This is a genomic window from Streptomyces sp. NPDC054961 (assembly GCF_053609145.1).
In genome coordinates this window covers 40100-53612 of record NZ_JBSGWY010000007.1, presented here as the reverse complement: position 1 = coordinate 53612, position 13513 = coordinate 40100, and the positions used below count along the sequence as shown (strand labels likewise).

The following is a 13513-nucleotide window of genomic DNA, read 5'->3' as shown; positions in this document are numbered from 1 at the left end:
ACTCTTTTTCTCTGCTGTGGATCGGACGGGTGACTAGGGTTCGAAGCGGTAGCCCATGCCCGGTTCGGTGATCAGGTACCGGGGGTGGGAGGGGTCCGCTTCCAGTTTGCGCCGTAGCTGGGCCATGTATACGCGCAGGTAGTTGGTGTTCTCCCCGTAGGTCGGTCCCCAGACCTCCAGAAGGAGCTGACTCTGAGTGATCAGGCGGCCGGGGTGGGTGATGAGGATTTCAAGCAGGTGCCATTCGGTCGGGGTGAGGCGTACGGTGCGCTCGCCCCTCCGTACCTTCTTCGCGACCAGGTCGACGGTGAACTCGTCGGTCGTGACCACGGAGACCTCGTCGGCCGGCGAAGCCGCCGGGGCTTCATGTCTCCGGGCTGCCGCCCGCAGCCGGGCCAGGAGCTCGTCCATGCTGAACGGTTTCGTCACGTAGTCGTCCGCGCCGGCGTCCAGTGCCCGGATCTTGTCCTCCGAGGTGTGACGGGCGGAGAGGACCAGGATGGGGACCTTGCTCCAGACGCGGACACCCTTGATGACTTCGATGCCGTCCATGTCGGGGAGTCCGAGGTCGAGCACTATGACGTCCGGCTTGTGGGAGGCCGCGAGCCGCAGGGCCGAGCCGCCGTCGGAGGCCTCCTCGACCTCGAATTTGCGCGCCTGGAGATTGATCTTGAGCGCGCGGACGAGCTGAGGGTCGTCCTCCACCACCAGCACCCGGGTCATGGGTGTGCAGCCTTCCTTCGTAACGGGCATGGCACGAGGCCGGCGGGGCGCTGGGGCCCCCAGCGGTAGCTGGGGGAGCTCCGCGCCCCGCCGGCGCTCAGACCGTGCGATGTGGAACATCAGCTCTTGGTCAGTGCCTTGAGGGCGGTGTTGAGCTCCAGGACGTTGACGCGGGGTTCGCCCATGAAGCCGAGGGTGCGGCCGGTGGTGTGGTCGGCGACGAGCTTTTCGACCTGCTTGACGTCGAGCTTGTTCTGCTCGGCGACGCGGTGGATCTGGAGCTTGGCGTACTCGGGGGAGATGTCCGGGTCGAGCCCGGAGCCGGAGGAGGTGACGGCGTCGGCCGGCACGTCCTCGGGCTTGACCGTGTAGCCGGCGGTGGAGTTGTCCGCGATCACGGCGTCCTTGGCATCCACGACCTGGGCGCAGAGCGTGCCTTCCTCCGCGTCCTTGGTGCACTGGCCGCCCACGGCTCCGTTGTCGGCGGAGCGGTTGGTGGCGCCGGACAGGATCAGCGAGTACTGCGTGTTGACGCTGTTGCTGCCCAGGCCGTTGGAGGGACGCGGCTGGAACCACTTCAGGTCCGGCCTGGCCGCCTCTTCGGCGTCGTTAGGGTCCTTCTTCGGCAGGTTGTAGCTCTGGCCGATGAGGGAGGAGCCGACGACCTGACCGCTCTTGTCCTTGATCTCGGACCCGTTGGCCTTGTCGTTGAAGAGGGCCTGGGCGATCCCGGTGACGGCGAGCGGGTAGATGACCCCGCAGATCACGGTCAGGACGAGCAGGGCGCGCAGGCCCGCACCGATCAGGCGGACGGTGCTGGATACGGAATTGTTCATGGCAGATCAGCCGATTCCGGGGATGAGGGAGATGAGCAGGTCGATGATCTTGATGCCGATGAACGGGGCGATCAGACCGCCCACGCCGTACAGCCCGATATTGCGGCGCAGCATCTTGTCGGCGCTGGTCGGCTTGTACTGGACGCCCTTCAGGGCGAGCGGCACCAGCGCGATGATGATCAGTGCGTTGAAGATGACCGCGGAGAGGATCGCCGACTCGGGTGAGGCCAGGCCCATGATGTTGAGCTTGTCCAGGCCCGGGTAGACCACGGCGAACATGGCCGGGATGATCGCGAAGTACTTCGCGACGTCGTTGGCGATGGAGAAGGTGGTCAGGGCGCCCCGGGTGATGAGGAGCTGCTTGCCGATCTCGACGATCTCGATGAGTTTGGTGGGGTTGGAGTCCAGGTCCACCATGTTCCCGGCCTCCTTGGCGGCCGAGGTGCCGGTGTTCATGGCCACGCCGACGTCCGCCTGGGCGAGGGCCGGGGCGTCGTTCGTACCGTCGCCGGTCATCGCGACGAGCTTGCCGCCGGCCTGCTCCCGCTTGATGAGGGCCATCTTGTCCTCGGGGGTGGCCTCGGCGAGGAAGTCGTCCACGCCCGCCTCCTCCGCGATCGCCTTGGCCGTCAGCGGGTTGTCACCGGTGATCATGATCGTCTTGATGCCCATGCGGCGCAGCTCGTCGAACCGCTCGCGCATCCCCTCCTTGACGACATCCTTGAGATGGATGACACCCAGGACACGGGCCCCCTTGTCGTCCTTCACGGCGACGAGGAGCGGAGTGCCGCCCGCTTCCGAGATCGTGTTGGCGAGCGTGTCGGCGTCGTCGGAGACCTCGCCGCCCTGCTCCTTGACCCAGGTGATGACCGAGCCGGCCGCGCCCTTGCGGGTCTGCTTGCCGTCGACGTCCACGCCCGACATACGGGTCTGTGCGGTGAAGGCGATCCACTCGGCCTGCGAGAGCTCGCCCTGGTGGCGTTCGCGCAGCCTGTACTTCTCCTTCGCGAGGACCACGATGGAACGGCCCTCGGGAGTCTCGTCCGCGAGGGAGGAGAGCTGGGCGGCGTCCGCCAGCTCGGCCTCCGTCGTGCCCTTGACCGGGACGAACTCCGACGCCTGCCGGTTGCCGAGGGTGATGGTGCCGGTCTTGTCGAGCAGCAGCGTGGAGACGTCGCCCGCGGCCTCGACGGCGCGGCCGGACATGGCGAGCACGTTGCGCTGGACCAGCCGGTCCATACCGGCGATGCCGATCGCCGAGAGCAGAGCACCGATCGTGGTCGGGATCAGGCAGACCAGCAGGGCCGTGAGCACGATCATCGACTGCTCGGCGCCCGCGTAGATCGCGAAGGGCTGCAGGGTGACGACCGCGAGCAGGAAGACGATCGTGAGGGACGCCAGCAGGATGTTCAGGGCGATCTCGTTGGGCGTCTTCTGCCGGGCCGCGCCCTCGACCAGCGCAATCATCCGGTCGATGAAGGTCTCGCCGGGCTTCGTCGTGATCTTGATGACGATCCGGTCGGACAGCACCTTCGTACCACCAGTGACCGCGCTGCGGTCGCCGCCCGACTCTCGGATCACCGGGGCCGATTCGCCCGTGATCGCGGACTCGTCGACCGACGCGACGCCCTCGACGACGTCACCGTCGCCCGGGATGATGTCGCCGGCCTCGCAGACCACCAGGTCACCGATACGAAGCTCCGCGCCGGGCACCTGTTCCTCGCCCTTGCCGTCCTTGGTCAGGCGGCGGGCGACGGAGTCGGTCTTGGCCTTGCGCAGGGTGTCGGCCTGGGCCTTGCCGCGGCCCTCCGCCACCGCCTCCGCGAGGTTCGCGAAGATCGTCGTCAGCCACAGCCAGGCGGTGATCGCCCAGCCGAACCAGTCCGTCGGGTCCTTGATGGCCAGCACGGTCGTGACGACCGAGCCGATCAGGACGACGAACATGACCGGCGACTTGATCATGACGCGGGGGTCGAGCTTGCGCACCGCGTCCGGGAAGGACTTCAGCAGCTGCTTCGGATCGAACAGGCCGCCGCCCACGCGTCCGGCGCCCGGCTTGTGTCCGGTGGGCACGTCCTGGTGCGGAGCCCTTGTGGGTGTGGCGGTGCTCATGATGCGAGCCCTTCGGCGAGCGGACCCAGCGCGAGGGCCGGGAAGTAGGTCAGACCGGTGACGATGAGGATCGTGCCGACGAGCAGGCCGGTGTAGAGCGGCTTGTCGGTACGGAGCGTGCCTGCCGTCTCGGGGACGGGCTTCTGCTCGGCGAGCGAGCCGGCCAGCGCGAGGACGAACACCATGGGCAGGAAGCGGCCCAGCAGCATCGCGATGCCGATGGTGCTGTTGAACCACTGCGTGTCGGCGTTCAGGCCGGCGAAGGCGGAGCCGTTGTTGTTGGCGCCCGAGGTGTAGGCGTACAGGACCTCGGAGAAGCCGTGCGCGCCCGAGTTCAGCATCGAGTGCGGCGGCGTGGGCAGCGCCATCGCCGCGGCAGTGAAGCACAGCACCAGGGCCGGGGTGATCAGGATGTAGCAGGCCGCGAACTTGATCTCGCGGGTGCCGATCTTCTTGCCCAGGTACTCGGGGGTCCGGCCGACCATCAGGCCCGCGATGAACACCGCGATGATCGCCATGATCAGCATGCCGTAGAGGCCGGAGCCGACACCGCCGGGCGCGATCTCGCCGAGCTGCATGCCCAGCAGCTGGATGCCGCTGCCCAGTCCGGTGTAGGAGGAGTGGAAGGAGTTGACCGCGCCGGTCGAGGTGAGCGTGGTCGCGACCGAGAAGATGGCGGAGGCGCCGATGCCGTAGCGGGTCTCCTTGCCCTCCATCGCTCCGCCGGCGATGTCGAAGGCCGGGCCGTGGTGGGCGAACTCGGTCCACATCATCAGCGCGGTGAACCCGATCCAGATGGTGGCCATTGTCGCGAGGATCGCGTAGCCCTGGCGCAGGTTCCCCACCATCCGGCCGAAGGTGCGGGTCAGCGCGAACGGGATGACGAGGATCAGGAAGATCTCGAACAGGTTCGAGAACGGGGTGGGGTTCTCGAACGGATGGGCCGAGTTGGCGTTGAAGTAACCGCCACCGTTCGTGCCCAGCTCCTTGATGACCTCCTGCGAGGCGACCGCCCCGCCGTTCCACTGCTGCGATCCGCCCATGAACTGGCCGACCTCGTGGATCCCGGAGAAGTTCTGGATCGCGCCGCAGGCGACCAGGACGATCGCGCCGATCACCGAGATCGGCAGCAGGATACGGACAACTCCGCGGACCATGTCGGCCCAGAAGTTGCCGAGCTCACCGGTGCGGGACCGCGCGAAGCCCCGTACGAGGGCCACGGCGACGGCCATGCCGACCGCGGCGGAAACGAAGTTCTGCACCGCCAGGCCGCCTGTCTGCACGACGTGGCCCATGGCCTGCTCGCCGTAGTACGACTGCCAGTTCGTGTTGGCCACGAAGGAGGCGGCGGTGTTGAAGGCCTGGTCCGGGTCGATCGCGGAGAAGCCGAGCGAGCCGGGCAGGATGCCCTGGGCCCGCTGCAAGCCGTAGAGGAAGAGGACGGAGACTGCGGAGAAGGCGAGGACGGCGCGGAGGTAGGCGGGCCAGCGCATCTCGGCGGCGGGGTTGGCGCCGATCGCCTTGTAGATCCACTTCTCCGGCTTGTAGTGCTTCTCGGAGGAGTAGACGCGGGCCATGTAGTCGCCCAGCGGGCGGTAGGCCAGCGCGAGCGCGGCGATCAGTGCGAGGAGCTGGAGCACACCAGCGAGAACGGGACTCATCGGTGGCTAGAACCTCTCCGGGTACACAAGGGCGAGGACGAGGTATCCGAGCAGGGAGACGGCCACCACGAGGCCGACGATGTTTTCGGCGTTCACAGCTTGGTCACCCCCCGGGCGATGAGAGCCACCAGCGCGAACACCGCGACCGTGGTGACGACGAAGGCCAGATCGGCCACCGTGAGCTCCTGGATGAAGAGGGAGGAAATAAATCGGCCAGATGGCCGATGACGAGATAACCGTGTCTTCAGCCCGGCGTTAAGACACCTTGACGGGGTCCATACGGGCGCAGGGGAACTCTTAACGCCACGCTTACGCGTGAAGCCGTGAATCGCCGGTCAGCCCTGGTGGGACAGGCCGGCCGTGTCCAGGGCGGCGCCGGCCTGCGCGGCCAGCGCGACAGCCACCAGGCGGGCCTCTTCGGGGGGCAGGGGGCGGTCCGGCAGCGGATCGAGGAGGAAGCGGCCGTAGTAGTGGCCGCCGCCGACCACCCTCAGCTCGGTCTCCCCGTCCGGCCAGTCGGCGTACTCGGTGATCCGGCTGCCGCTGCGCAGCCACAGGCTGCCGTCGTGCTCCAGACGCGGCCGGTGCCCGAGCAGCCTGCCGTACTCGAAGCGGCAGCCGCGCAACCCCAGCAGGCCGACGAGCTCCCGGCGCACGCACTCGACCACCGCCTCAGGCGAGCCGCCGTCCTCGACCAGCCGGGCGGTTCCCTGGAGGCTGGACAGGTGCGCGGCGTCGGTGACCACCACCGTCCGGAGCCGCCGTACGCGTACGGCCAGCTGCGAGACGATCAGCCCGACGACGAGCAGGAGGACAGCTGTCTGGATCTCGTCACCGTCGGCGATGGCGAATTGCTGGTAGGGCCTGGTGAGGAAGAAGTCGAACCAGGCGGCCGCTGAGAGTGCGGCCAGCGCCCCGGCCGCCCGGGTGCCGAGCGCGGCGACCGCGACCACCGCCACGACCATGATCAGAGCCTCGTTGGTCGCCGAAAGGTCGGTTCGGAACGGCACGAGCGCGAGCGCCACGAGAAAGGGCATCACGAGGGCCGCGAGCAGGACGGCACGGTCGTGGAGTCGGTACCCGGACATGTGATGCCTCCCGTCCGGACATGACGGTCTTGGTTCAGAACCTCTCGGGCCTGATGAGGGCGGCCACGAGATAGGCAAGCAGAGCGACGGCGACGATGAGCCCGACCACGTTTTCCGCGTCCATCAGCGTGTACTCCCTTGGTTCCGTCGGACATGTGTCGCCCATATCAAGCGTGCCCCCGGTCGATGAAGGAGCCACGCACCCTGGCGAGGTCTTGACGCCCCCCATACGACATTGCGGCCCCGGCGTCAGGAGTGCGTGAAGAGTGGGGCGGCGGTCGTATGGATTTCGCCAAGAGCACTGGTCATTCGGCCACGCCATCCTGACGCTGTCCTCACTTTGTCCAATCGGAGGAACAGCGAAGATGGCCATACACAGGGGAAAGACGACCGCGGCAGGACAGGCGCCGGGCACGGAGGAACCTCCTGATACCGGCGTACGGACGCCTCCCGAGGCACCGGACCGGCACCGGCTGACCGCCCTGCAAGGCCTGGCCGCGCTGTCGCTCGACGCGATGGCCTCCGTCGCATACGGGCCGGAGTCGATCGTGCTGGTCCTGGCGGCAGCCGGTGCCTACGGCCTCGGGTTCACCCTCCCCGTCACCCTCGCGATCGCCGCACTGCTCGCCGTGCTGGTGGCTTCGTACCGGCAGGTGATCGCCGCGTTCCCGGAGGGCGGCGGGTCGTACGCCGTCGCCAAGAAACACCTCGGCCGACGCACCAGCCTGGTGGCCGCGGCCTCGCTGATCCTCGACTACGTGCTGAACGTGGCCGTCTCCGTCACCGCCGGCGTGGCCGCCCTGACCTCGGCCTTCCCGGAGCTGTACGGGGATCGGGTGTGGATCTGCCTCGGGGTCCTGGTCCTGGTCACGGCGGTGAACCTGCGCGGGATCGTGGAATCCGCCAAGGCGTTCCTCGTACCGACCGCCGTGTTCGTCGGGTCGATCCTGGCCATGGTCGTGGTCGGACTGTTCCGTGATGGACCGGTGAGCACCGCCTCGGCCGCCGGACACGCCTCCGCGCTCAGGGAAGGCGCCACCACCGTCGGCGCCCTGTTGCTGCTGAAGGCATTCGCGGCCGGCTGCTCCGCCCTGACCGGCGTTGAAGCCGTGGCCAATGCCGTCCCGTCCTTCCGCGCCCCGGCGGCCCGCCGGGCCCAGCGCACCGAAGTGGCGCTCGGCGCCCTGCTGGGTGTGATGCTGATCGGGCTGTCGGTGCTGATCGGCCGGTTCCATCTCCAGCCCGTGGAGGGTGTCACCGTACTTGCCCAGCTCGCGGATGCCTCGTTCGGCCACAACGCTGCTTTCTACGTCGTCCAGTTCGCCACCATGGTGCTGCTGGCGCTCGCCGCGAACACCTCCTTCGGCGGGCTGCCCGTCCTGATGAGCCTGCTGGCCCGCGACAACTACCTGCCGCACGTGTTCGCCCTCAAGGCGGACCGCCAGGTGCACCGCCACGGCGTGGTGTGGCTCGCGCTCGTGTCGGGTGCCCTGCTGGTGTTCTCCGGCGGCGACACCAACACCCTCGTCCCGCTCTTCGCGATCGGTGTCTTCGTCGGCTTCACCATCTGCCAGGTCGGCATGGTCCGGCACTGGAACGGCGAACGCCCCAAGGGCTGGCAGGCCAAGGCCGCCCTCAACGGCTTCGGCGCCCTGCTTACCGGAGTCTCGGCGCTCGTCGTGACCGCCACCAAATTCGCTGAGGGCGCCTGGCTGATCGTGCTCGCCCTGCCGCTGATCGTCCTTGCCTTCGAGAGCATCCGCCGCGCCTACGCGCAGATCGGCGAACGTCTGGAGCTCGGCCGCATCCCTCAGCCGCCCCAGCGTTCCCGCTCTCTGGTCGTCGTTCCCGTCTCAGGGTTGTCCCGACTGACCTGCCAAGCCCTCACCGCCGCCAGCTCGCTCGGCGACGAGGTCCTCGCCGTGACCGTCACCCACTCCGGTCCGGAGGACCGGCAGGCAGCCGAAGCCCTGCGCCGGGACTGGGAGCTGTGGAAGCCCGGCGTCGAGCTGATCGAGGTCTCCTCCGATACCCGTTCGCTCGGCCGCCCGGTGTCGGCGTACGTGCGCGAGCTGACGCAGGCGCACCCGGACGCCCAGGTGACCGTCCTCATCCCGGAAACAGAACCTGCCCGCCTGTGGCAGCGGATGCTGCAGAACCAGCGCGGCTCCGTGGTCGCCCACGCGGTCCGCCGCGACACCGACGCGGTCATCTGCCGGCTGCGTTTCCGCATCACCTCCGACGCGCGTTGACGTGCCGTTGACGGCGGCTTGACGCGTCTCGTGCGCCGCCGTCAAGAAGGTGCCAATTCCCCCGCGCACATGGGGTTTTCCTCTGGAACGGGCAGTAGTTTCCTGCCTGTTGCGCCGCCGGGGATCTCGACTACTCACATGACGGCCGAGGGGGTCCATGCGAGACAGTCCCCGGCGGCGACACCCCTCACCCGCACCCAGTCCTTGCCCGACCCTGCCGGCAGGGGGGTCCCCAGCCGAACTCACCAGAAGGTCGCTTCATGCCTCCCGCCGCCGCGCAGCACGTTCCCCCGGATCTCGGCACCCCTCCGCGGACCCCGGTCAACCGGCCTTCCCGGAAACGCTCCGGCCAGGTGAACGTGCTGGAGCCCGAGCTCCTTGCCACCTCGGCCAGGGAGGCCGTCGCCAAACTCCATCCGCGTGAGCTGGTGAAGAAGCCGGTGCTCTTCGTCGTCGCGGTCGGATCGGTCCTGACCACGCTGTCCGCGCTCATCCACCCTTCGGTCTTCACCTGGGTGATCAGCGTCTGGCTGTGGCTGACGGTCCTGTTCGCCAACCTCGCCGAGGCCGTCGCCGAAGGTCGCGGCCGCGCCCAGGCCGAGTCGCTGCGCAAGGCGCGTACGGACACGGTCGCGCTCCGGCTCAAGCACTGGACGTACGGGACGAACCTGCGCAGCGCCGAGACCGAGGTCGTGACCCCGGCCGAACTCCAGCCCTTCGACTTCGTGCTCGTCGAAGCGGGGGAGCTGGTTCCGGCCGACGGGGACGTGGTCGACGGCGCGGCGATGGTGGACGAGTCGGCCGTCACCGGTGAATCGGCCCCCGTACTGCGGGAGTCGGGCGGCGACCGGTCCGGTGTCACCGGCGGTACGACCGTCCTGTCGGACTCGATCGTCGTGCGGGTCACGTCGCGCTCCGGGAACAGCTTCATCGACCGGATGATCGCGCTGGTCGAGGGCGCCACCCGGCAGAAGACCCCGAACGAGATAGCGCTGAACATCCTGCTGGCAGCCCTGACCGTCATCTTCATCCTGATCGTGGTCGGCATCCAGCCGATGGCCGCGTATGCGGGCGCCGCCCAGTCCACGACCGTCCTGGTCGCCCTGCTCGTCACCCTCATCCCGACGACGATCGGCGCCCTGCTCTCCGCGATCGGCATCGCCGGCATGGACAGGCTCGTCCAGCGCAACGTCATCGCGATGAGCGGCCGCGCCGTTGAAGCGGCCGGCGACGTGAACACCCTGCTCCTCGACAAGACCGGCACCATCACCCACGGCAACCGCGAGGCAGCCGCCTTCATCCCGCTCCCCGGGATCGACCACATCGAGCTCGCGGACGCCGCCCAGCTGTCGTCCCTCGCCGACGAGACCCCGGAGGGCCGGTCCGTCGTCGCTCTGGCCCAGCAGTACGGGCTCCAGCCGGCCGCCGCCGAGGACCTCAGCAACCCCCGCTTCACCGAGTTCAGCGCCCGCACCCGCATGAGCGGCATCAACCTCAGCTGGGACAACGGCGCCGGCTGCGCCATTCGCAAGGGCGCGGCGGCACAGGTCATGGACTGGGTGGCGATGCGCGGCGGGACCGTACGGGCGGAGGCCGCTGCCTGGTCCGCTCAGGTCTCGCAGTCCGGCGGGACCCCTCTGCTGGTAGCGGTCCACGACTGGGACGGGCCCCGGGTCCTCGGCATCATCCACCTCAAGGACGTCGTCAAGGAGGGCATCCGGGAGCGGTTCGCGGAGCTGCGCGCCATGGGGATCCGTACGGTCATGGTGACCGGCGACAACGAGCTGACGGCCCGCGCCATCGCCGCCGAGGCCGGCGTCGACGAATACCTCGCCGAGGCGACGCCGGAAGACAAGCTGGCCCTCATCAAGCGGGAGCAGGCGGGTGGCAAGCTCGTCGCGATGACGGGCGACGGTACGAACGACGCCCCCGCCCTCGCGCAGGCCGACGTCGGCGTGGCGATGAACACCGGTACCTCGGCCGCCAAAGAGGCCGGGAACATGGTGGACCTGGACTCCAACCCCACCAAGCTCATCGACATTGTGGAGATCGGCAAGCAGCTCCTCATCACCCGCGGGGCGCTCACCACCTTCTCCATCACCAACGACGTCGCCAAGTACTTCGCGATCATCCCGGCCATGTTCGCCTCGGCCTACCCGGGCCTCGGCGCGGTCAACATCATGGGCCTGAGCAGCCCCACCTCCGCGATCACCTCGGCGATCATCTTCAACGCCCTGATCATCGTCGCCCTCATCCCGCTCGCCCTGCGCGGCGTCCGCTACAAGCCGGCCTCCGCACACGATCTGCTGCGCCGCAACCTCGGTGTCTACGGTCTCGGCGGCCTGATTCTGCCCTTCGTCGGCATCAAGCTCATCGACCTGCTGGTGTCCACCATCCCCGGCCTCGGCTGACGTTCGGCAACGGCTCATCAGAGGAACGTCGGGGCGCCTGAGCCCCCAGACACTGCCGTCCACCTGCTTACCGCAGGCTTCCTCCCCTCAGACCACGGCCGCTATGGCCGGCCAGCGTTGATCCACACTCCGCTGGTTCCCCTGCGGGGGCGGCCTCCGCCGGGCCGCCCCCGCTCCTCGTTCATGACCACTCCGCTGCCCGCTCGCCCGCAGGCAGGTTGCTGTCACTGGCGCGCGAAGACGTTCACTACTCCACAGGTGGCTCTGTATGCGTTAAGGACGCGTCAGGATTGGCTCAGCCGCGGGCATAAGCGATCAGTCTGCGTACGCTTGCTCCGCCGTCGATGTCGATGGCTGATTCTTTGCCGTACGACAGGAGCACCCGACGATGGCCACCCCTGCCCGCTCCTCGCGCCTGCGCGCGTGGATGCTGGAAGGCCTGACCGCCGAAAACAGTTCACCCGCAGCCAAGGAGGCAGCGGCCCAGCCCCACGGTCGGCCGTGGTGGCGGGTCATGTGCCTGACGGGTCTCGACTACTTCTCCACCCTCGGCTACCAGCCAGGTATTGCGGCGCTCGCGGCCGGTCTGCTGTCGCCGCTCGCGACCATCGTGCTCGTGCTGCTGACCCTCTTCGGTGCGCTGCCGGTGTACCGGCGGGTGGCCGAGGAGAGCCCGCACGGCGAGGGCTCGATCGCCATGCTGGAGCGGTTGCTGACGTTCTGGAAGGGCAAGCTGTTCGTCCTGACCCTGCTCGGGTTCGCGGCGACCGACTTCCTCATCACCATCACGCTGTCGGCCGCGGACGCCACCGCGCACCTGGTGGAGAACCCGCACCTCACCAGCACCCTCAACGGCCACCAGGTGCTCATCACCCTGATCATGATCGCGCTCCTCGGCGCGGTGTTCCTCAAGGGGTTCAGCGAGGCCATCGGCGTGGCCGTGGTCCTGGTGGCTGCCTACCTCGCGCTGAACGTCGTCGTCGTGGCCGTCGGCCTGTGGGAGGTGCTCAGCGAACCGCACGTCGTCACCGACTGGACGGAGGCTCTGACCGCCGAGCACGGCAACCCCTTCATGATGATCGCCATCGCCCTCGTCGTGTTCCCGAAGCTCGCGCTCGGCCTGTCCGGCTTCGAGACGGGTGTGGCGGTCATGCCGCACGTCGAGGGCGACTCCGGCGACACCGAGGAGAAGCCCGCTGGCCGGATCCGCGGCGCCAAGAAGCTGCTGACGACCGCGGCCCTCATCATGAGCGTCTTCCTCATCACCAGCAGTTTCATCACCACGCTGCTGATCCCGCCCGCCCAGTTCCAGCCGGGAGGCGAGGCCAACGGCCGCGCCCTGGCCTACCTCGCGCACGAGTACATCGGCTCCGCCTTCGGCACCGTCTACGACATCTCCACGATCCTGATCCTGTGGTTCGCGGGTGCCTCGGCGATGGCTGGCCTGCTCAACCTGATGCCGCGCTACCTGCCCCGCTACGGCATGGCCCCGTCCTGGGCCCGCGCCTTGCGCCCGATGGTCATCGTCTTCACCCTGATCGCCTTCCTGGTGACCTGGATCTTCGACGCGGACGTGGACGCGCAGGGCGGCGCGTATGCCACTGGTGTCCTGGTCCTGATCACCTCGGCGGCGGTCGCCGTGACCATCGCCGCCCGGAAGGCCGGTCAGCGGGGCTGGACGATCGGCTTCGGTGTGATCTCCGCGGTCTTCGTCTACACCACCGCCGTCAACGTCGCCGAGCGCCCCGACGGCGTGAAGATCGGCGCCTGCTTCATCGCCGGCATCATGGCGCTATCCCTTCTCTCCCGCCTCGCCCGTGTCTTCGAGCTGCGCGTCACCCACATGGAATTCGACGACATGGCCCAGCGGTTCATCCGCGACACCGCCCATCGGACGATCCGCTTCATTGCCAACGAGCCGGACAGTCGGGACCTCGACGAGTACCGGCAGAAGAAGCAGCAGATCCGCGCGGACAACGACATCCCGGCCGAGGACGACGTCATGTTCGTCGAGGTCACCGTCCTGGACGCGTCCGAGTTCGAATCCGGCATGCGGGTACGCGGCGAGGTGCTGCACGACCGCTACCGCGTCCTGACCCTGGAGAGCTCCAGCATCCCCAACGCCCTGGCCGCCCTCCTGCTGCACGTACGCGACGAGACCGGGCAACGCCCCCACATCTACTTCGAGTGGACCGAGGGCAACCCGATGGCCAACTTCTTCCGCTTCTTCCTCTTCGGCCAGGGCGAGGTCGCCCCCGTCACCCGCGAGGTCATCCGCGAGGCCGAACCCGATCGCACCCGCCGACCGCACGTCCACGCCGGCTGACCCTGGATCCGGCGTCAAGATGCCGACAGGAATCGAGGCCGGGGCCCCCCCCCCCCCCGCGGCGGGGCCGAGATGAACTAGAGAGACGACTCCGTGGGTTGCCC

The 13513-nt window shown here is 68.3% G+C and carries 10 protein-coding genes; 3 read left to right on the top strand and 7 right to left on the bottom strand.

The features are described from left to right. Positions 1–33: 33 nt before the first annotated feature. The 7 genes from ACWF9Z_RS09595 to kdpF (ACWF9Z_RS09565) all read right to left on the bottom strand — a co-directional run bounded on the left by ACWF9Z_RS09595 (position 34) and on the right by kdpF (ACWF9Z_RS09565) (position 6544). Positions 34–723 carry a response regulator gene (locus ACWF9Z_RS09595; protein ID WP_453599461.1) on the bottom strand — a complete coding sequence of 230 codons (690 nt, stop codon included), beginning with the start codon at positions 721–723 and terminating at the stop codon, positions 34–36. A 119-nt stretch (positions 724–842) separates the two neighbouring features. Then, positions 843–1559, bottom strand: coding sequence for a potassium-transporting ATPase subunit C (locus ACWF9Z_RS09590; RefSeq protein WP_453599458.1), 717 nt, complete (start codon positions 1557–1559; stop codon positions 843–845). Positions 1560–1565: 6 nt separating this feature from the next. After that, positions 1566–3671 (bottom strand): potassium-transporting ATPase subunit KdpB, encoded by a 2106-nt coding sequence (gene kdpB / locus ACWF9Z_RS09585; protein WP_453599455.1) that lies wholly within the window; start codon positions 3669–3671, stop codon positions 1566–1568. Beyond that, the gene (gene kdpA / locus ACWF9Z_RS09580) at positions 3668–5332 is read right to left on the bottom strand and encodes a potassium-transporting ATPase subunit KdpA (protein WP_453599453.1); all 1665 of its coding nucleotides are present in this window, start codon (positions 5330–5332) and stop codon (positions 3668–3670) included. Before kdpA ends, kdpB (ACWF9Z_RS09585) begins: the two co-directional genes overlap by 4 nt. A gap of 6 nt (positions 5333–5338) precedes the next feature. Beyond that, the gene (gene kdpF / locus ACWF9Z_RS09575; RefSeq protein WP_037789535.1) at positions 5339–5428 is read right to left on the bottom strand and encodes a K(+)-transporting ATPase subunit F; all 90 of its coding nucleotides are present in this window, start codon (positions 5426–5428) and stop codon (positions 5339–5341) included. Positions 5429–5667: 239 nt separating this feature from the next. Then, a complete protein-coding gene (locus ACWF9Z_RS09570; protein WP_453599448.1) occupies positions 5668–6420 on the bottom strand; it encodes a DUF4118 domain-containing protein in 753 nt (250 codons plus the stop codon). A 34-nt stretch (positions 6421–6454) separates the two neighbouring features. Continuing rightward, positions 6455–6544, bottom strand: coding sequence for a K(+)-transporting ATPase subunit F (gene kdpF, locus ACWF9Z_RS09565; protein WP_037789532.1), 90 nt, complete (start codon positions 6542–6544; stop codon positions 6455–6457). Positions 6545–6785: 241 nt separating this feature from the next. Here kdpF (ACWF9Z_RS09565) and ACWF9Z_RS09560 point away from each other — a divergent pair, with 241 nt between their 5' ends. The 3 genes from ACWF9Z_RS09560 (at position 6786) to ACWF9Z_RS09550 (ending at position 13409) form a co-directional block, all read left to right on the top strand. After that, complete coding sequence (locus ACWF9Z_RS09560) at positions 6786–8672, top strand: APC family permease (protein ID WP_453599445.1); 1887 nt, start codon at positions 6786–6788, stop codon at positions 8670–8672. A gap of 260 nt (positions 8673–8932) precedes the next feature. After that, the gene (gene kdpB / locus ACWF9Z_RS09555) at positions 8933–11083 is read left to right on the top strand and encodes a potassium-transporting ATPase subunit KdpB (protein WP_453599443.1); all 2151 of its coding nucleotides are present in this window, start codon (positions 8933–8935) and stop codon (positions 11081–11083) included. 388 nt (positions 11084–11471) lie between these two features. After that, entirely contained in the window at positions 11472–13409 is a 1938-nt protein-coding gene (locus ACWF9Z_RS09550; protein ID WP_453599440.1) for an amino acid transporter, read from the top strand. The last annotated feature ends 104 nt before the right edge of the window (positions 13410–13513 follow it).

What these genes read in the sequence shown, in the direction of transcription:
- ACWF9Z_RS09595 (WP_453599461.1), bottom strand. Translation starts at nt 723, where the DNA reads ATGACCCGGGTGCTGGTGGTGGAGGACGACCCTCAGCTCGTCCGCGCG.
- ACWF9Z_RS09590 (WP_453599458.1), bottom strand. Translation starts at nt 1,559, where the DNA reads ATGAACAATTCCGTATCCAGCACCGTCCGCCTGATCGGTGCGGGCCTG.
- kdpB (WP_453599455.1), bottom strand. Translation starts at nt 3,671, where the DNA reads ATGAGCACCGCCACACCCACAAGGGCTCCGCACCAGGACGTGCCCACC.
- kdpA (WP_453599453.1), bottom strand. Translation starts at nt 5,332, where the DNA reads ATGAGTCCCGTTCTCGCTGGTGTGCTCCAGCTCCTCGCACTGATCGCC.
- ACWF9Z_RS09570 (WP_453599448.1), bottom strand. Translation starts at nt 6,420, where the DNA reads ATGTCCGGGTACCGACTCCACGACCGTGCCGTCCTGCTCGCGGCCCTC.
- kdpF (WP_037789532.1), bottom strand. Translation starts at nt 6,544, where the DNA reads ATGGACGCGGAAAACGTGGTCGGGCTCATCGTCGCCGTCGCTCTGCTT.
- ACWF9Z_RS09560 (WP_453599445.1), top strand. Translation starts at nt 6,786, where the DNA reads ATGGCCATACACAGGGGAAAGACGACCGCGGCAGGACAGGCGCCGGGC.
- kdpB (WP_453599443.1), top strand. Translation starts at nt 8,933, where the DNA reads ATGCCTCCCGCCGCCGCGCAGCACGTTCCCCCGGATCTCGGCACCCCT.
- ACWF9Z_RS09550 (WP_453599440.1), top strand. Translation starts at nt 11,472, where the DNA reads ATGGCCACCCCTGCCCGCTCCTCGCGCCTGCGCGCGTGGATGCTGGAA.